Origin of the sequence: Bradyrhizobium sp. CIR18, from assembly GCF_014198295.1 — a bacterium.
In the GTDB taxonomy this organism is placed as follows: domain Bacteria; phylum Pseudomonadota; class Alphaproteobacteria; order Rhizobiales; family Xanthobacteraceae; genus Bradyrhizobium.
Map to the genome: position 1 here is coordinate 1 of NZ_JACIHF010000016.1, position 18512 is coordinate 18512.

Here is an 18512-nt window from a genome sequence, read left to right on the forward strand (position 1 = left end):
GATATCCAGACCAATCGTCGAAATTGATTGCATAGGCTGCTCCTCCGAATCGTGGGAGCCTCAAACGGCGCCCCATCCTTGGCACTCTCGTGCCCGTGGAGGAGCCGTCCACAGCATCAGGAGCAGACACCAGCTCACCGCCTTCACGACAGACACGAGAAAAAATTCCCGTCGCGGCTATTTTTACGTTTGGTTGAATGCCGAACGGCCCGCCGATGCGCCGATCGTTCGCGGACAATATTGGTCGATCAAAAGAGACCGGGGAGCAGCATTGCGACTCGCTCGCGATACTTGCGGTACTCGTCCCCAAAGAAGGCGACCAAATCCCTTTCTTCCAGCCAAATTCCCAGGAAGATGTAACCCGTGGTGATCGATGCGAAGAGGAAGTGGCCGACCGTCATTAGCGGTGTGGACCAGAAGGCAATTATGAAGCCGAGATAGATCGGATGCCGAACCAAACGGTAAAGTCCCGGAGTCTTGAACTTGATGGGTTGGGCAACCCGCCCCATGAAGTGCGTGATCACCTGGGTCAATCCGAACAGCTCGAAATGGCTGATCAGGAACGTACTGTACAGCACGATGATCCAGCCGATCGCTGCTCCCGCGGCGACGGCGCCGGCGAAGACCGGGCCATCGATCTTCCACACAACGCTGGATAGCGGTTGCCACTGCCAGAACAGCAAGATCAAGCTAAGACTCGCGAGCAGGACGAAGGTACTGCGCTCGACGGCCGGAGCAAAGAAGCGCGCGAAGAACGACTTGAAAGCACGTCGTGCCATCCCGCTATGCTGCACGGCGAAGATCGACATCAGCGCGAGATTGATTGCCAGGGCCGTACTCCACGGCGCGGTCCTGCCGTCGTCGATTGTCTTTGGCACTAGGACCCCCGAAACGAAGCCGATGGCGTAAATGAACGTGCCAAGAAAAACAGCATACGAGAGCAGGCCGTAGACGAGGGCGAGCAATCTTGTCCTGCGGGAGGGAGTAGCCAGATCAAAATTTCGGTCGGAATGCAGTGGCATAGTCATCTCAATCTCCATCGCAATCGAAAAGGTTCGAGATACGTGCATTTTAAAATCGTCGGCCGCGGCCTAGCCGTGCTGCCGCCCAAGCGATCAGCTGGTCGAGGGGGCAGTAGGGAGTTGATCTTTGAACGAGTTGCGAACTCGCGGCGAGCCGCTGCTCCCTCAGCGCAAATTTCATCTGTTCGGCGATTGCGGCCGCAATCGCCTCGTTCGTCACCCGCCTTAGCCGAGCGGCCACGACCAGAACGCGGCGTGACAGGGAGAGCTTTCCCCTGAAACGAAAGGCAAGCAAAGACGACGCAAGTCGGTCAGGTCGCTTCACGCTGTGCGAAAGACGGGTGTGGACCTGAGGTAGGACGGTCATATGGCTTCTCCTGTTGAACGCCATTTCACCGGTCTGTAGATTGCGCTTGTCCGGACTGCTTGGCGGACTCCTTAAGGAAACTCTTATTTTTCCTTTACTTGGTCGTTCGTCCGCCTTGCATTAAGGGGCGCTGGTAATGAAATACCGTTTCGCGGACTTCGAAATTGATCTCGGGCAGCATGAACTGCGCCGGGGCGGCTCGACCGTTCATGCCGAACCGCAGGTTTTCGACCTAATCGTTCATCTGCTGCGAAACCACGATCGGGTCGTCAGCAAGGATGAGCTGATCGACAACATCTGGAACGGCCGGATCATCTCGGAAGCCGCGTTTTCGAGTCGCATAAACGGGGCCAGGCGCGTGCTCGGCGATAGCGGTACTGAACAACGCTTCATCAAGACCTTGCATCGCCGCGGCTTCCGCTTCATAGGCGAAGTCGAAGAAGTGCCGAGCTCGGACGCCGATGCCGTTGGGCTTGTGCCCAGCGAAGCCGTCGATCTGGAAAGTCCGCCGAATAGTTCGGTTAAGGTCGAGATTTCTCGCTTGGATGACGTCGTTTCGGAAGCAGTCAAGGCCGAGGCGATCACCCGACCTTCGATTGCCGTCCTTCCGTTCGCGAACATCTCGGACGATCCCGAAAACCAATACTTCAGCTATGGGCTCACTGAAGACATCATCCGGCTTCTCGCCAGAAACCGATGGCTTTCCGTGATCTCCCGCCATTCCACAATCGGCTTCCTGGGCACGACCGTCGACGCTCGCAAAGTGGGCGCCCAACTTGGTGCGACTTACGTCATGTCAGGAAGCGTTCGGAAGACTGACGACTCGGTGCGTATTGCCACGGAGCTCGCGAGGGCCGCAGACGGACAGCAGCTCTGGTCCGAAAAGTACGAATTTCAGCTGCTGAACATCTTCGACATTCAGGAAGAGATGGCAAGACAGATTGCCGCCACCATAGAGCCCGAGCTGTCGAAAGTGGAACAGCAGCTGGCGGCTCGCAAGCCGCCGGAAAGCCTTGATGCTTGGGACTGCTACCAGCGCGGCCTCTGGAATCTGTGGCGGTTTACGACGCCGGGTTTTGACATTGCGGAAGAATACTTTCAGAGGTCAATCGCCGCTGATCCGCGTTTCGCGAGAGGACACGGCGCGCTTAGCTATGTGAATATTCAACGTTCTCTCTACGATGCGCCGGAAGCCAGGGGCCCTCGGCTCAAAACCGCTTTGCACCAAGCCCGAACCGCCGTATCTCTCGACGAGTTGGATTGCTTCTGCCATTGCGCGCTGGGACGCGCTCTATGCCTCACTCGGCAGAACGAAGAAGCGTTCGCCGCGATCGGCTTGTCGTTGGAGCTCAATCCCAGCTTCGCACAAGGCTATTTTGCGCAAGGCTTCAACCTTCTATGGTGCGGACGCGAGATCGAAGCGGAAACACTGCTGGACCATGCCACGATCTTGAGTCCACGCGACAGCCATCTGTGGAGCTTCCACCACACCCGTTCATGGGCACACTTTTCCCTTGGAGAGTACGATATCGCTGCGGAATTCGCCCGCAGAGCGACGCGCCAAGCGAACGCGACGTATCGTGCCTTTGCGACCTTGGCCGCTTCGCTAGGACGCCTTGGTGACGAGGCGCAAGCAAGCGCCGCGTTGTTAGATTTGATGGAGCGCAAGAGTGATTACACGACCGGAACTGCCCGGAGAGAGCTCTTCTTCTGTAGGGACGCCCGATTCTTGACCAAGTACACTGAAGGACTGCGCTCGGCCGGCGTTCGCGAAGACTAGCTGCTACGCATTAAGTTGCGGCACGGACCTCAACGCACCCCGATGTACCTGACTCGTCCAGGTATTCGTTCAAAGTGAAAGTCAAAAATATGCGTGGGTGATCCGCTCGGCAACGATCGCGGGGGAGGCTTGATCGTCTTGTCTCTCCGGGTTCAAAGACTGCCCTCGTGGCAGGCATGAACTTGGTCTGGTTAGCCGACGGAAACGGACACGCTCGCGCTCTGGGTTAATGTCAGCCAAGGGCCACAAACGGAAGTCGATTGTTAGGGCGCTGCTGCGCGCTTCCACGCGGTTCGAAGCGTCATGCCGTTCGGCGTTCGGGGATTATCGAACTTGAGTTCGTCGGCGGATAGCAGCGTGATGGTTCTCTTCTGATTGGGAATAGCAGCAACGTTCGCGTAAGTACTGGCGGCAAGGTTGACCACCATCACCTTGGTCTGCTCGTCAATGGAGTAGGTGCCGTAATACGCGATGCTCGATGCGACGATGCTCTGAGCCTCTTCGGGCGTGGCCTTGGCACGGTCGTTGGCCGCAATCTTCGGGATTTCTGTACTTGATTGAAATAGGGAGAAGTGGCCGTCGTTCGAGAAGATGATTATGCCTTTTGGAGAGGGGCCGAACGGCTCTCCTTTTTTGCCGTCGTCCATCTCACTGGTAACAGACACTAGGGACCATGCGCCGACAATGGCGTCTTTAGCCGACTTCTGCTGACCAAATGCGGTCCCCGACAGGATGAAGCCGAGTGCAATGGTGACGAAAAGCCCTTTCATCGCAATTCTCCGTTTTGTAAGTATAAATTGTCAGCCGACGCCGACATCAGCGCAAGGCCGAAAGGTAGGCTTCGGATCAAAATCGGCGGTCGACGGCGCTTCTAGCCACTTCCGGTCTTCCCGCGACAGCCGACGCTCGGAGGAGCACTGAGCTAGGCAGCTTTGGGCCAAGAGCTGGCGTCCGTCGATGTTGGTTGTTGGCTAGCGGAAGGCTCTCTGTTGCGGCCAAGCTATAAACTGTTTGGTTACGTTGTCGCGACCCGCACTGGGCAGAACATCACAAGGGCGGTGATTGCTCGTGACTTTGCTCCAGATTTCTAGCAGATTGGATCTACTCGCACAGGTTGAAATTCGCCACTTTTCGGAGGATATCCTCGATGCCAAATATGACTGCCCTCGAACGGTGTAAGCACTTCGGCGTCGCGAACCTTCAGGGCATAGCTTACATGCCGGGTCCAACTAACTACACGAAAACTCAACCAGCAGGCTCGCTGTATGAGAATTCAGATTTCTACAACAACATCTTCGAGGAACTGTGGGGCTTCCTTAACCCCAACGGCATGGGCGAACGCGGACGAAGGGACCTCTATCGCTTTCGCCAGCAATTGGGCGTTAATTTCATTCATTGCTACGACTGGGCAGCGCCTATCTCGCAAAAAGATCAAAACGGCAAACTGATGCTGCTCAGACAGCACACCGGCTTCCTGCGTGTCTGCCACGATCAGGGCATGAAGGCGACTGTTCCAATCAGCAATTACACGATGATGCTCCTGAGCCAAAACAAGATCGCCGAAGCCCGAAAGAATGTCGAGGAGATCATTAGCGAGGTCTATTCGGTGGCTGTGCCCCCCAACAGTGCGCCTATTCCCGGTGTGGGGATGTGGAAGATTTTCAATGAGTATGAATTGTGGTGGGACAAAGATCCGGCGCACGTGGTCACTGTCATGACATGGATCGCTGAATGGGAGGGTAAGAACAACATCTTAGATCAGAATGCCCTGCCGGTGATGGTGTGCACATCGTTCGGTGTGGAAGACAATATTCCCGGCGCGGGCTATCTCAAGAAGGTGCGGGACGTCCTTCTCCAGCGCGGCAGAATCGGCAACCACGATTCGGCCAGTTTCTGGAACGAGCGCATCGTGTTTGCTACCAATCCGCAAAACCCCGGCTCCTACATCCGGGACTACTTGGCCAACAGCTTGCCGAACTACTGGAAGCGTTACGACATTTCCGCTCCGCCCGTCATGTTCACTGAGCTCGGCTCGAGCATCGAGCAGACTGGAGGTGAGGCCCAGCAGGCAGAGTGGCTCTTGGAGCAGATCGCGGCATCAAAGCCCGGTAGCAGCAACGGCATGATGTTGGGCGCCTGCGTATTCCTGAACGAGGAGCGTCCATGGGAAGCCGGCGCGGAGAAGACCTTCGGCCTCATGCGCTTTGGGCCTGATAGCAGCTGGGGATTTCCAAAGCAGAATTTTCAAGCGGATACCACGTATCCCCAGTGGGATCCAAGCGGCTGGTGGTGGCCAAAGGCCGCGACATATCCGGTCGAGCAGCAGGCGCCGAAGCTGAGCTATCGATCTGTCGCAAGGGCCTGGGGGCAGCAGTAACTACTTGCTGTCGGCGGCGTCGTGCGCCGCGCCGAGCGGCACTGCTACCGGATTTCCGCTCCACCTGCGATAGCGACATCGACCAGCACAGGATCCGTTTCGGGTCAAAATTGCGAAACTCAACCTGAGTAAATCTGGTCCGCCGTGTCTCAACAAGCGGACATCTATAGGGATGCCGCCACGTCGCCGATGGGCCAGGAGCGGAACTGATGAGCGGCGCGAACGCCAGAAATTGAGCGCTGCTGTGACCGACTCAAGTGATGGAGAACTGACGGATATCGGCACCACGCGCGGCGAGATCGACAACGTCGCCTCGCACCGAGGTATTGACCCTTGAAGCATCCGATCCGGTGAATGGCTGCGATATCTACCAACTGTGGACGGCCAGGTAGGACCGACTGACTTTCGGTAGAGGTCACGAGCGCTGGCTTGCTGCGCCGGAAGTCCCTTCAGGTCTTCCCTAGACACCAGACATTGGACTGGTGGCGGTAAGACCAGAAGGGGCTATTTCCGGATGTAAGCACCGTACCAGAGAGACGAAGCCTCTTCCTTTAACGGAACTGAGCAACGATACCAATGGTGGACCAGATCATCAATCGCGGGTTCACTAGACGGTTGACGTATCACGTCATGCTGCCCGGAATGAAACAGCGGACACGAGGATGTCCATCGATGTAGTGCTTCCAGACCATGGTCCGTCCAGCAAGATTGGGTTGCTTGATGACAGCGCCATCTGGCACGAGCACCCATTCGTCGTCGATGCGAACGCGATATTGTCCGTGATCGGACTCCCAATTCGGATCGGAGACGACGTAGGCGTCGGAGTCCTCACAGCACTTCCCGAATTCGCTTTGCAGACTCTCGAACCAAGGCTTTAGCGGGGAATTCGCATAGCGCCCGTCATCTCGCGCAAATGTCGCGGTCGACACCAGCAGCAGGCAGATTTGAGCCGCCAAGCGCTTCATCGCTCTGGTCGCCAGCATTTCATCACCTCTCGGAAAATCCGTTTCGATTTAGCGCAGCTGGCGTAATGGGCAAGGAGCGCAGGAACACGAAGCGGGAGGTCACTGGTATTTCCGCGTCGGCGCGGCCATCCTGGCCGATGAGAATGAGACCCGCTCCCCCATTTGCGACGGTCAGGATGACCTCTTCACCAGTCCATATCCGGATCGGGTTCATCCCGATGACGAGAAACTCGCCTACGGGCTGGTCCAGATATTGAAGTCTGAGCTGCGGAGCGATTTCGGGCGGTGCAAGACGAAAGCCGAGTTGCTGCGCGAGTTCGTACATCTGCCGCAATGGCACCGTCTCACCGCTGAAGCCCAGATCGGCGGCGGTCACTGTCAGAAGTGTTACCGCCGTTCTGGTACTGCTGAGCGCAAACGCCGGTCGGGCAAGAGCCTCCGCAGCCGAGTTACCGACGCCGCAACCAATCTTATTCAGCGCGGTGAGGAGAGCGAACGTATCCGGGAAGGTCCCGATGCTGATCGTTCTCCATTCGGCAACATCCGAAACGGACGTTACGGGACCCATGCGCGTCGGGACAACGGGCGCCGCCTTGAGCACTAACTGCCTCTGCAACACATCGCGCGCCGAGCATTGAGCGTGAGCGCGGTTCGCAGAGGCGAGAACGCATACGACCCAGATCAAGAGCCTCGCTGCTGTGGCAGCCCACGTCAGTGCAGCCGTCCGCCTCATGACGTCCTCCCTCGTGACGCGGGATCCGCAAGAAGTTTCTACTGCTCAGCCGCGCACGAGGATGCGCCAAGGTCATGAGAAGCGCTTTACAGGCGCCTTCCATTCTTCTTACCGTCTGCTTACATATCCGCTCCACGGGGTACGATCGTACCGCAGGAGGATGCATTTGCTTTACTCCTTTTCGGATTTCACGCTGGACACGGAACGGCGGGAGCTGCGGCAAGGAGCCGAGACAATCTCTGTCGCGCCGCAGGTATTCGACCTTCTGAACTATTTGATCCGGAATAGGGAACGCGTCGTCAGTAAGGACGAGCTCATCGCCGGCGTTTGGCATGGTCGCGTCGTCTCGGATGCCGCGCTGACGACGCGCATCAATGGTGCGCGGTGTGCAATCGGCGACACTGGTGAAAAACAGGACCTGATCAAGACGCTCGCGCGCAAAGGTTTCCGCTTCGTCGGTACAGTGCAGGAAGCGCAGAGGCCCGCAGTCGAGCCGGTTGGCTCGGCGGCCCATAGCGGCAGCACGACACCAAGCTCATCTTCAGCGCCGCGTCTCTCCATCGTTGTGCTCCCGTTTGCTAATATCGGCGGCGATCCTGAGCAGGACTACTTCGTCGATGGCGTGACCGAGAGCCTGACCACAGACTTGTCGCGAATTAGCGGCTCACTCGTGATCGGACGACACACTGCATTTACCTACGAAGGCAAGACGGTTGATCTCAAGCAGATCGGCCGCGAGTTGCCATCCGCTACGTACTGGAAGGCTCGGTGCAGCGGGGTGTCAACCGGCTTCGCGTGAACGTGCAGCTGGTAGATGCTGAAAAGGGCCATCATATTTGGGCCGAGCGGTTCGAGAAACCCATCACCGATCTATTCGATATGCAGGACGAGATCGTATCGAGGCTCGCCAACATCTTGAATGCCCAACTCATTGAGGCTGAGGCGCGGCGGGCGGAGCGTTCGCTGCATCCAGATGCGATGGAGTTGTATTTCCAGGGCATGGCTTGCTTTAACAAGGGAAGGACCGCCGAATACACGACAGGGGCGCGCGGCTGTTTTGAACGTGCCTTGGCGCTCGATCCCAAAAAATGTCGAGGCGCTGGTCGCCATGGCGGAAGTTAATGAAGCAACTGGTACCAGTTATTTGGCCGATGACCGGGCCGCGCGCTTCGCGGCGGCTGAGACGGCCTTGATCAAGGCTCTGTCGCTGGCCCCACAGCACGCGCGGGCCCATTGGCTTCTGGGACGCGTCAAGATGTTCACCAACCGCGCGGCCCAAGGCATTGCTGATTGCGAGCAGGCATTGGCGCTGGATCGAAACTTGGCTGGCGCGCACGGGGAGATCGGTCACGCCAAGTATTTTCTTGGTCGCGGGGCCGAGACCGAGGCTCACGTCCAAGAGGCACTCCGCCTCAGCCCCCGCGATACGGACGTCTTTGTTTGGATGATGGTCGCGGGCCTCGCCAAGCTACAGATAGGGGCTGACGAGGAAGCCGTCGCGCGGTTCCGTCGCTCGGTCGAGAACAACCGAAATCATCCACGCTCGCATTTCTTTCTCGCCGCGGCGCTGGCGCATCTCGGTCGGCTAGATGAGGCGCGATCCCGGTCCAAGCGGGGCTTGCGCTCAATCCAAGTTTCACTATCCGCCGCTTCCGCGCCGGCGCATTGGGTGACAATCCGACCTACCTCGCTGGGCGCGCGCATACCTGTGAGGGCATGTGCATGGCCGGGGTGCCGGAGGGGTAAGCGACCGACGATACGGTCATGTCTGTTTCGGGTCAAAACGCGAAGAAATCCGGTTGAGCAGATCTGGTCCGCTCTGGCTCAACGAGCGGACTTCCGACCGCCGAGGCGAAACTTCGCAAATGGGGCCACAATCAGACTTCTGGTTGAAGCGCATCCTTATGCAGACCCCCGCGGCCGTGAACGAAAGACCCGCACTGGTTCAGTCTAAGTTGGAACTGCCTCGATGACCTGGAAGTGCGGGCCTGCGGGGGCTGTGCCGCGCATCTCAAATCCGGCCGTTCGACATAGCGCCGAATACTCGTCGTAGCTCCGTTCAAGCGCCCCGAGCATCACTAGCATATTGAGGTCACTGAATTTCGAGATCGGCCCCTCGTTCGGCGGCTCTACCACACGTTCAATGAGGAGTAATCTGGCGTCAGCCGTCATAGCGCGGCGGCAGGTCTTCAGGATCGAAATCGCATCCTTATCGTCCCAATCGTGGATAATCGCCCGCATCACATAGGCGTCAGCCCCCTCCGGGACGGTTTCGAAGAAACTGCCTCCGACGATTTCGCATCTGTCGGCGACGCCGTGTTGGTTCAGAACTTCGGCCGCCTTGCCAACCACGTGCGGCTGATCGAACAGCGTTCCGCGCAGGCCCTTGTTTGCCGCGAGAATTCCCGCCAACAGTTGGCCTTCACCACCCCCGATATCCGCGACGTGACGAAAGCTGCTGAAGTCGTAGGCGGCAATAATAGCTTCGACCGCGCCGCGAGAATTCGCCGTCATGGCTCGGTTGAAGATCGCGTTCTCATCTGGACGGGTGCTGCGATACTCCCATACGCTCTTGCCATTGAGATGCCGAAAGGCACACTCGCCGGTGCGGACGCTGTGTTCAAGATGGCTCCAGGCCTGCCAGGCATAAGGTCGGCCGACATAGGCGGCCCAGCCGTCGAGTGGAGTCGGCGAGTCGGAACGAAGACACTCGCCCATCGGGGTGAGCGAGAACGTTTTGTTCTCGGCCTCATGGAAAACGCCGACTGAAGCCAGCGCCCGCATGAGCCGATAAAGTGTCCGCGGATGGGATCCGCTGAGCTGAGCAAGGTCATTGCTGCTTAGCGGCCCGCCACCAAGGTAGTCGGCTATGCCAAGCCGGGCCGCCACGTGAATGGCCTGCGAAATCTGATAACCGTTAATCAACCGCATAACGTCCGACAAAGCATTGGTCGCCATGGTCTCACCTCCTGCTGCTGTCCCGCACACAGTAAAGATGCATCGAGTACGAGATTGCCCGCAAACGAATGATATCTCAGAAATCGCGGTGCGCACGATGTAACACAATGAAGATCCTTCAGATTCGAGGCCCGCGTAAGGGCAAACTGCGAATAACGCCGGCTGAGTAAGTCTGGTCAGTTCTGCGGCAATAAGCAGACCTCTCTCGGTTGCGCGCTACCTCGCAGATAGGCGATGAGCCGACCTGTGCGCCATCGCCCAGTTGGGTGAACACGTCCCCCCCTGGCGAACTCAGGGAATAAGCGCGGCTGGCAGTGGACCTGTTGGTAGCGGTACAAATTGATTCTGCTGCCCCCGCGCCATCGCCAGGATCGCCAATGTAATTGCAAGGACCACGAAGAGTTTGGCCATCGATCAAATCCGCTGAAATCTTGTCCGTACGTACAAGATCTTGGCCTTTCGCTCCTTCGGAAAGGCAATCGTCGAACAGCGACCAAATCGACCGGTCACGATCAATACAAGCATGCCGAAGAAATCAGCACCGTAAACATGTCCACGGCGAACTCTTTCTCCAAGCTCAGCCCGAACTGCTCCAGCCATTTAGCCTGAGCCAGGTAGGCCGTCTTCTCTCGCGCCCGCGGGCACTCAAATTTGAGCTTTCCTAGATTCTGAAGGTGATGGACCATTTCGTGGACCAGGACCGATTGATCCGTCGGCGAAGCCCCAACCCAATCGTCAGGAAGCAGGATCGTGCTCGTATTGGTGTCGTAGAGTGCTACAACCTCGCGCTGATCTACTTGCCCATCGTTTCCTATGAAGCTTTGGGAAGAGGCAAGGTCCCTTGCACGCAGCCTCGCAAGCTCCATCCTCGATGTAAATTCAGCGGCAGGGCGATCTTTGATGGCAGGCAGGCCAAAATTTGATGAGAGCCAAGCCACAATGTCGTTCAAAAGGTCTTCCGGAGGTTGAACCGCATCAGAATGCAACAAAACCGAGCGCGGCCCAGTGGACGCGCTGCGCTCCAAAGCATATTCGCTATGAGCTCTTGAGGATGTCGCCAACGTGACACAGGCAACTACAGCGACCAAAAGGAATTGTTTGAACATGACCCTCTCCTAGAGGCTGTTCGGAATAGAGACGCTCTTCAAATACCCTCAGTCAGCAGTTGAATGGCTGGAGTCATAGCATTCGCTTGCCGGCGCCATTGTGAACCCATTCACAACCAGAGAAGGCCACAACGCCAGTCACCGAGTATGCTGGTGAGCGGCGCGGGTGGTACCTCGCCGGGATACGAACAGAGCGTCTATCGTAGTGACGGTGGGCACGCCTATTGCCCATTGCCGATCTAGGATGAACGAAAGTCGGTTGGGTCGATGGACGGGTTCGAGGCGACGAAGTCGATCTCACCGCGCGTGATACCAATGTCCATCAGCTCGCTGTCCGTCAGGCAACAAGGCTGCGTTCGCAGCCGCTCGCGTTTGCGCCACTCACAAAACGCATCCCAATATGCTTCGAGAGGGCTGTAATACTGCCGCCTTGCGGTTGCCGGTCCGAACTCAGTGGTCCCGTGGATCGTGCTCATCGCGGTATGTCCAAGTTGGGCTGTTTTCACCAAGCTAAAGCTGCCAGCACATCCGCTGGCGCGCTTAACAGGTGGCTTACATTCTCCTTACCAGCAGCTTATTCTTTGCGCTCCTGCGGCTTCAGAGGTGACCTCGAAAAGGAATGCCAGCTTGCGTTATCTCTTTGAGGACTACGCATTGGATACCGACCGACGCGAACTGCACCGCGCAACGGACGTGATTGTTGTCACACCTCAGGTGCTCGATCTGCTTGACTACCTGATCCGAAACCGGGAGCGCGTTGTCAGCAAAGACGAGCTCATCAGCTCCGTTTGGAACGGACGTGTCGTTTCCGATGCCGCGCTTACGACGCGTCTGAATGCCGCTCGCAGCGCCATCGGCGATACGGGCGAGAAACAGCGCCTCATCAAGACACTGCCTCGCAAAGGTTTCTGCTTTGTTGGTGCAGTGCAGGAAGCCCAAAGGCCGACTGTTGCCCCGGCTGGTTCGGCAGCGCAGTGTAGCGACAAAACGCCAAAGGCGACGGCGCCGCCACGTCTGTCCATCGTGGTGCTGCCATTCGCCAACATCGGCGGCGATCTCGAGCAGGATTATTTTGTCGATGGCGTGACTGAGAGCCTCACGACAGACCTCTCGCGCATCAGCGGCTCCTTCGTGATCAGCAGACATACCGCATTCACGTACAAGGAGAAGGCGGTCAACCCGAAGAAGATCGGGCGCGAGTTGAAAGTTCGTTATGTTCTCCAAGGCTCCGTCCACCGAAGTGGCAACCGGCTTCGGATGAACGTTCAGCTCGTCGATGCCGAAAGTGGCAATCACCTTTGGGCTGAACGGTTCGATAAACTAGTGTCCGATCTGTTCGACATGGAGGACGAAATCGTAGCCCGCTTGGCCAACACGATGGATGCTGAGCTCGTGACAGCCGAGGCCAAACGAGCCGAACACTCGCTAAGCATGGATGCAATGGATTTGTATTTCCAAGGCATTGCTTCATTTAACAGGGGGACTACGCCGGAGCACCTGACGCAGGCGCGCGGGTTCTTTGAACGGGCGTTGGCCTTAGATCCTGACTTTATCGAGGCACTGGTCGGCAGAGCAGGTGTGGAGGAGGCAATGGTCGCTGCCTTGTTGACCGACGAGCCAGCCCCACACCTTATGGCCGCTGAGGCAACCTTGAATAGGGTTTTGTCGCTGGCTCCGCAGCACGCGTTGGCACATCTTCGCTTAGGTATCGTTCTTGTTTTAGGGAACCGCGCGAAGCAGGGCATCGCTGAATGTGAACGGGCGCTAGTGCTCAATCGCAATTTAGCCCATGCTCACGCTTGGATCGGTCTCGCCAAAGTATACATCGGCCATGCAGCGGAAACCGAAGCCTGCGTGCAGGAGGCGCTTCGGCTGTCCCCTCGCGACTCCCGCTCCTACATTTGGCTGATGATCGTGGGTATGGCCAAGTTTCACCTCGACGCTAACGCGGAAGCCGTAGATTGGTTACGCCGCAACGTAGAGGCCAATCGGAACCATCCGCTCGCGCATTTGTGGCTCGGCGCGGCGTTGGCGCGATTAGGAGTGGTCGACGAGGCGAAGCGCGCGGCCCGCGAGGGGCTTGGTCTGAATCCTACTTTCACCATTAGCCGGGCGCGCACCCACCTGCCGAGCATTGATCCGACCTATCTGGCCGGCCGCGAGCGCTTCTATGAGGCCCTGAGAATGGCCGGGGTGCCGGAGGGGTAATGTCCGAATTGGGTCATCAGCGCCGTTTGAAAAGTCGGCCAGTTGCTTCCGGTCTACACCAATAAGCCGACAACTCATGACGCCGCCCGAACCTCGCCTACGCGTCAGTAGAAAAATCACCAGTCGGCGGGCCCCGGTCTATCGCCGCCTTACCACCCATCTCATCAGAACGTACGGGACAGCGAAACTGAGCACGACCAGAGCCGTTCCGAGGTTTTTCCACTCCCTAGGGCTATAGCCCCAGAATACATACCCGACGTAAGAGGCATAACAGACAAGCGGGCATACAATGGCGAACTCAACAAAGCCTGCGAAGACCGCTTCGCGCGGCTCTAATACGTCATACCACTGTGGCTCTTTCATCGCGGTGCCTAGTAACGAATAAGTCGCGCCTCGATCGCGAGAGGACATTCGCATAAGCGTAGGCCAAATATGCCCACCTTTGATGTTGGCGAACGCTCAATTTTGAACGAAGCTGCAAAGTCAACAAACTGAGCCCTTGTTGCGCGGGATCGCGGCTTCCGGTCCACCCTGACAAGCCGACTTGCTAGAAGCACATCAGAACTTCGCCGTCGGGCCAGAAACGGAAGCTCATCCGCCGCAAGGGTCCGTTTACCAGCCTCCTAATGCCGTTCAATGAGCCAACCAAACAGTCGCAACCGGCAATTATTATTGATACTCTTGCGGATGGCGGCGTCGGCAATGCTCAAAGTTTTTCGGGGCGTGAGCCTACTTTGCTTATGCGTCGTGGGGGCTGCGGTCGTTATAGCCCCCTTGGAGCTTCTCTTTTATCCTTTGCTGAAATCCATCGGGTGCAGTTTGTCCGACGGACAGCAAGGCTTCGCCTGCGACGGTGGCTGGATCGGCGGCTTCACGTCGACCGTTCTCAACCTGCCGATCTTGTTCTCTGACGCACGAGAGTTTACGTTTGGGCTGCGAGCGTTGTCTGGGCGCGGAGTGACGATCTATTTGTTCGACGCGATCTTCATTCTCGCGCTGGCGTATCCGCTGCTGATAATTTTTGCTCGGACAGGCAGCCGGCGAGGCAGCTAACGTCAGCAACGGGTCACCGGCACCGGTTTAAACGGCGCCGTGTCACTTCCGGTGTGCCCCGATCGCAGACCATATCTGAGCCGAACTTCGCCATCGCCGGTGCGGCTTACTGATGATATCTGGGCCGACGTGCAATCCACCATTGGCGTAGATATGGAACAAGTAGTTTGCGGGCAGATGATACTGCGCCGCGAGCGCGATCATTCGCGGAGCCTGGACATAGGTGAGCGGATCGCCGAAATCTATTATCGCGTCGGCGTGTTGGGCAGCGGCCGAGGCAAAGGCGAGGTCAAGTTCCTCGGCGGTTGTCGCTTCAACTGTCAGCAGCACTATGCCGAGCTTCCGGGCCACAAGGCGTGTCTCTTCCACTAAGTATAGCATTGGGTTGTTTGGATTGACCAAGATCGCGATTTTCGAGGCGCCGGGAACGAGTTCACGAAGGATTTCGAGACGTTTTCCGAAAAATTCTTCCGGAACGTTGGTCGCAATACCCGTTATGTTGCTACCCGGTCGCGATAGACTTTGCACAAGGCCGAGACGGACGGGATCGGCTACAGCCACGAATACAATTGGAATGGTGGAAGTTGCCGATTTCAGAGCTAGGGTCGCTTGGGGGTCCCGCAGCGATTAGCACATCGGGATTGAGAGCAATCAGCTCGGCGACTGAAGCTGGCAGTCGATCGGGAGGATGGGAAAAGCGGGTTTCGATAATCAGGTTTCCCTCCACCCAGCCGTGGTCTCGCAGGCCATCAAGGAAAAGACGCTCGGCTTGATTAAGGGCCTGCCCGCTCCCATCACCTAAAGCAAGAAAGCCAACCCGACGACGTGTCCCTTGCGCCAGCGAAGGCCGTGGCGAAACGAGCACTGCCGCAGTAGCCGCTATGAACTCCCGCCGCTTCATTCGATCCTCACCGCAGCTTGAGGACGATGGGGTGCAGAGTATCAGATCTTGACGTTCGTCGCACAACGTTAGGTGCAATTCTCCGTGGCGAAGCGGCGCGATGTCGCATGACTGTAATGGGTCACAGGCTGCCCTGGCCAGCTTGCATGGTCCTGTTCGGGTCACCTTCGGGGAGCAGACTTCGCTGCGCTCTGAGCTAAGGTCTGTCTAAGCAAGTAGCAACGCGGTACGATCCGCCGGAAGACGCCTCCAGTCGCATTTGAGCGCGACCAAACTCGAGCCGTCCTTCATTCTGGAAATCCCACCCTGCGAAGACCATCAGCGAATCTTGCATTGTACGTTAGCCAACCTGCATTGCTCGCCAACGACAGTTGCTGGGTCTGGAATTGGGCAATTGTTTTGCTCTTGGCCCGGTCGTCAGCGAGATAGGCCTTGAGCTCATCGCCTGCCTGGGCCCGCTGACCGCTCAAGGCCGATGCCGAGATCAATATCAAACTCGTGTAAGGGTCACGGTATGAGGCCAGCGCTAGCGATCGGCGGGCCGATTCAATTGCGTTGTCGTCCTGACGCAGGATGAAAAAAGCCTCGCTCCTTACCTGATAGAGCCCCGATAAGAACGGGTCGCGCGGACTCCGGCGGATTGCCCTTTCAGTCACCTCCAGAGATCGATCCGGTCGCGCCAGAAAGTTGTTGGCGACACCAATGACCAAATAGCCATCAATCGCGCTGGGATTGAGGTCGAGGGATTTTTCCGCCTCGGCGATCGCTTCCTCATGGCGGCCTTGTGCCATTAGGACCATGCCTTTCGCGACGTGACCGCCGGAGAGATTGGGATCGGCTGCGAGCGCCCATGAGGCGAGTTCGTCGGCCATCTTGACGGCATCTTTCGGATTGTCGCTCTGCGAAATGAAAACCGGGTAAATTGTTGCAAATGCCGAAAGACTAAGCGCAAGTGCATTTCCGCTGTCGAGCTGTATCGCGCGCCGACAAGAACCTATGGCCTCGAGATCTGTCGTTCTGATCAAGCTGGAAAGGCAATGTAGGGCCAGATCCTGTGCCTCCAGGTTTCCCGGGCGCGTCCGCATCGCGCGCCCAAGTCTAACATCGACGAACTGAAGGGACAGCGCGCGCGAGAGGCGAATGACGATGTCATCCTGCATCTCCAGGAGGTCAGAACGATCCGCATCGAACTGTTCTGCCCAGATGTGCGTCCCAGTTTCGGTGTCGATAAGCTGGGCGTTCACCCGCACCTTGCCACTACCGTATTGAGCGCTCCCTTCCAGCGCGTAACGCACGCCAAGCTCCCTGCCGACCTGTTTTACATCGACCCCCTTAGCCTTGTAGGTGAATGCCGTGCTGCGCGCGATGACGAATGCACCTTTGACACGAGACAAGGCGGTCGTTAGTCCCTCGGTAATGGCGTCGGCAAAATAGTCCTGGGCCGAATTGCCGCCAAGGTTTACAAACGGCAGGACGACTATCGAGATTCGCGACGAATCGGGAGCGGACTGCGGTGCTCTTGCCGACTTGATGCCAAACCAGAGACCGCCTGTGATCAGCAGGATCCCCGCAACGCATGCCGCGAGCACGGCAGGACGCTTTCGATACGAGGATCCCGGTGCTTCCGATGTCGAGGGGAACGCGGGCAGCGCCGCCACGGCTTCGGCACTCAGGGCGTAGACACGGACCGGCCGCGAAATATTCTTGAGCTTGTGCTCGCCCCTATCGACAAACGGATACGGAATCTTATCGCGAACCTGGTCATAGGCAGTGTGTGATATGCATATTCCACCGGGATCGGCTAGCGCTTCCAACCTTGCAGCGACGTTGATGCCGTCGCCGTAGATGTCGTTGGGCTCCACGATGACGTCGCCTAAGCTCACGCCGATACGAAATTCGATGCGTCGATCTTCCGGGACAGTGGCATTACGCTCTTTCATACGACGCTGGATTTCCACGGCGCAGCGCACGGCATTAACGACGCTCACGAACTCAACGAAGGCTCCATCGCCGGTGGTCTTGATAATCCGACCCTGGTGCTGGTTGATCCGGGTGCCGACCAACTCGCGCTGCAGCATGCTCAACCGCCGGTGGGTCTCCTCCTCATCCAATTCCATCAGGCGTGAATAGCCCGCTACGTCTGCGATCAAAACCGCAGCTAGCTTGCGCTCGACACGCTGCCGGACCATGAAACCGCCCTCTACGCCGTCACAGCTTGAAGTGTATCAGGCCGAAGCCCATTGGCCAGATCTCGCGACTTCCGAAATGGGTCAAAATCGGCCTTGCGATCATTCGAATTGGACGCAAGTACGTCTCCAATCGTCTAGAAGCGGACGCCGGATTGAAAGGGCTCCCGGTCGAACATGACCCGCCTCACTAGCTGAGGAAGTCAACATGACCATTACAGCAAGCACTGTCCCCACCGCCCCGAAGCACGCTCCTTGGAACAAGGGGAAGATCGTCGGCGCAAAGCCGGCGCTCCGTCCGAAGCACGTCTGGTCAATCCGAACCAAGCTCCAAGTCGAGGGGCGAACGCGCATTTGGCAATGTTCAACGTCGCCATCGATAGCAAGCTGCGCGGCTGCGACGTCGTAGCCTTGAAAGTTGATGATCTTGCGCCAGGCGGATATTCGGCCGACCGCGCGACCGTCCGACAGAAGAAAACCGGCCGGCCAGTCAAATTTGAACTGACGGAATCGACTCGGCAGGCAATCGACGATTACCTGCGGGCTACCGGAAAGAAGTCAGGAGAATACCTGTTCACGGGCCGCCGGCGGAGTGGACACATGACGACCCGCCAGTATGCCCGACTCCTATCTCACTGGCTCGCTGACATCGGATTAGACCCGCATCTGTTCGGAACCCATTCCCTTCGTCGGACCAAGGCGACATTGATTTATCGCCGAACCGGCAACCTGCGAGCCGTACAGCTCCTTCTGGGGCATGCGAAGATCGAGAGCACCGTTCGATATCTCGGCATCGTGGTCGACGACGCGATCGCGATAGCAGAACAAGTCGACGTCTGACTTCGGGGGCAGAGCA

At 57.7% G+C, this 18512-nt stretch carries 13 protein-coding genes and 2 pseudogenes; 6 read left to right on the forward strand and 9 right to left on the reverse strand.

The window, feature by feature from the left end:
• Positions 1–248 precede the first annotated feature (248 nt).
• Entirely contained in the window at positions 249–1028 is a 780-nt protein-coding gene (gene mddA / locus GGD65_RS33225) for a methanethiol S-methyltransferase (RefSeq protein ID WP_183237998.1), read from the reverse strand.
• A 497-nt stretch (positions 1029–1525) separates the two neighbouring features.
• Here mddA and GGD65_RS33230 point away from each other — a divergent pair, with 497 nt between their 5' ends.
• Entirely contained in the window at positions 1526–3169 is a 1644-nt protein-coding gene (locus GGD65_RS33230) for a winged helix-turn-helix domain-containing tetratricopeptide repeat protein (protein WP_183237999.1), read from the forward strand.
• Between the two features lie 263 nt (positions 3170–3432).
• Here the strand turns inward: GGD65_RS33230 and GGD65_RS33235 are convergent, their stop codons facing one another.
• Complete coding sequence (locus tag GGD65_RS33235) at positions 3433–3939, reverse strand: lipocalin-like domain-containing protein (RefSeq protein ID WP_018318191.1); 507 nt, start codon at positions 3937–3939, stop codon at positions 3433–3435.
• 377 nt (positions 3940–4316) lie between these two features.
• Between GGD65_RS33235 and GGD65_RS33240 the strand changes: the two genes are divergently transcribed.
• On the forward strand, positions 4317–5546 hold the full coding sequence (locus tag GGD65_RS33240) for a hypothetical protein (protein ID WP_183238000.1): 1230 nt from the start codon (positions 4317–4319) through the stop codon (positions 5544–5546).
• Positions 5547–6169: 623 nt separating this feature from the next.
• Here GGD65_RS33240 and GGD65_RS33245 read toward each other — a convergent pair.
• Complete coding sequence (locus GGD65_RS33245; RefSeq protein ID WP_409362775.1) at positions 6170–6511, reverse strand: hypothetical protein; 342 nt, start codon at positions 6509–6511, stop codon at positions 6170–6172.
• A gap of 22 nt (positions 6512–6533) precedes the next feature.
• Positions 6534–7244 (reverse strand): hypothetical protein, encoded by a 711-nt coding sequence (locus GGD65_RS33250; protein ID WP_183238002.1) that lies wholly within the window; start codon positions 7242–7244, stop codon positions 6534–6536.
• 160 nt (positions 7245–7404) lie between these two features.
• Between GGD65_RS33250 and GGD65_RS33255 the strand changes: the two are divergent.
• Positions 7405–8990 (forward strand): annotated as a pseudogene (locus GGD65_RS33255) (winged helix-turn-helix domain-containing protein).
• A 204-nt stretch (positions 8991–9194) separates the two neighbouring features.
• Here GGD65_RS33255 and GGD65_RS33260 read toward each other — a convergent pair.
• The 3 genes from GGD65_RS33260 to GGD65_RS33270 form a co-directional block, all read right to left on the reverse strand.
• The gene (locus GGD65_RS33260; protein WP_183238003.1) at positions 9195–10202 is read right to left on the reverse strand and encodes a methyltransferase; all 1008 of its coding nucleotides are present in this window, start codon (positions 10200–10202) and stop codon (positions 9195–9197) included.
• Positions 10203–10714: 512 nt separating this feature from the next.
• Positions 10715–11308, reverse strand: a complete 594-nt coding sequence (locus GGD65_RS33265) for a DUF6647 family protein (protein ID WP_183238004.1) — start codon at positions 11306–11308, stop codon at positions 10715–10717.
• Between the two features lie 239 nt (positions 11309–11547).
• Complete coding sequence (locus GGD65_RS33270) at positions 11548–11784, reverse strand: DUF1127 domain-containing protein (RefSeq protein WP_183238005.1); 237 nt, start codon at positions 11782–11784, stop codon at positions 11548–11550.
• A gap of 151 nt (positions 11785–11935) precedes the next feature.
• Between GGD65_RS33270 and GGD65_RS33275 the strand changes: the two genes are divergently transcribed.
• Both GGD65_RS33275 and GGD65_RS33280 read left to right on the forward strand, forming a co-directional pair.
• Complete coding sequence (locus GGD65_RS33275) at positions 11936–13516, forward strand: winged helix-turn-helix domain-containing protein (protein WP_183238006.1); 1581 nt, start codon at positions 11936–11938, stop codon at positions 13514–13516.
• 636 nt (positions 13517–14152) lie between these two features.
• Positions 14153–14569, forward strand: coding sequence for a hypothetical protein (locus GGD65_RS33280; protein ID WP_183238007.1), 417 nt, complete (start codon positions 14153–14155; stop codon positions 14567–14569).
• Positions 14570–14611: 42 nt separating this feature from the next.
• On the opposite strand, the gene GGD65_RS40485 is transcribed toward GGD65_RS33280, so the two are convergent.
• Together GGD65_RS40485 and GGD65_RS33290 are read right to left on the reverse strand one after the other, a co-directional pair.
• On the reverse strand, positions 14612–15130 hold the full coding sequence (locus tag GGD65_RS40485) for an ABC transporter substrate binding protein (protein WP_312017758.1): 519 nt from the start codon (positions 15128–15130) through the stop codon (positions 14612–14614).
• A 627-nt stretch (positions 15131–15757) separates the two neighbouring features.
• On the reverse strand, positions 15758–17659 hold the full coding sequence (locus GGD65_RS33290; protein WP_183238008.1) for an adenylate/guanylate cyclase domain-containing protein: 1902 nt from the start codon (positions 17657–17659) through the stop codon (positions 15758–15760).
• Positions 17660–17864: 205 nt separating this feature from the next.
• Between GGD65_RS33290 and GGD65_RS33295 the strand changes: the two are divergent.
• Positions 17865–18496: pseudogene (locus GGD65_RS33295) on the forward strand (tyrosine-type recombinase/integrase).
• Positions 18497–18512 lie beyond the last annotated feature (16 nt).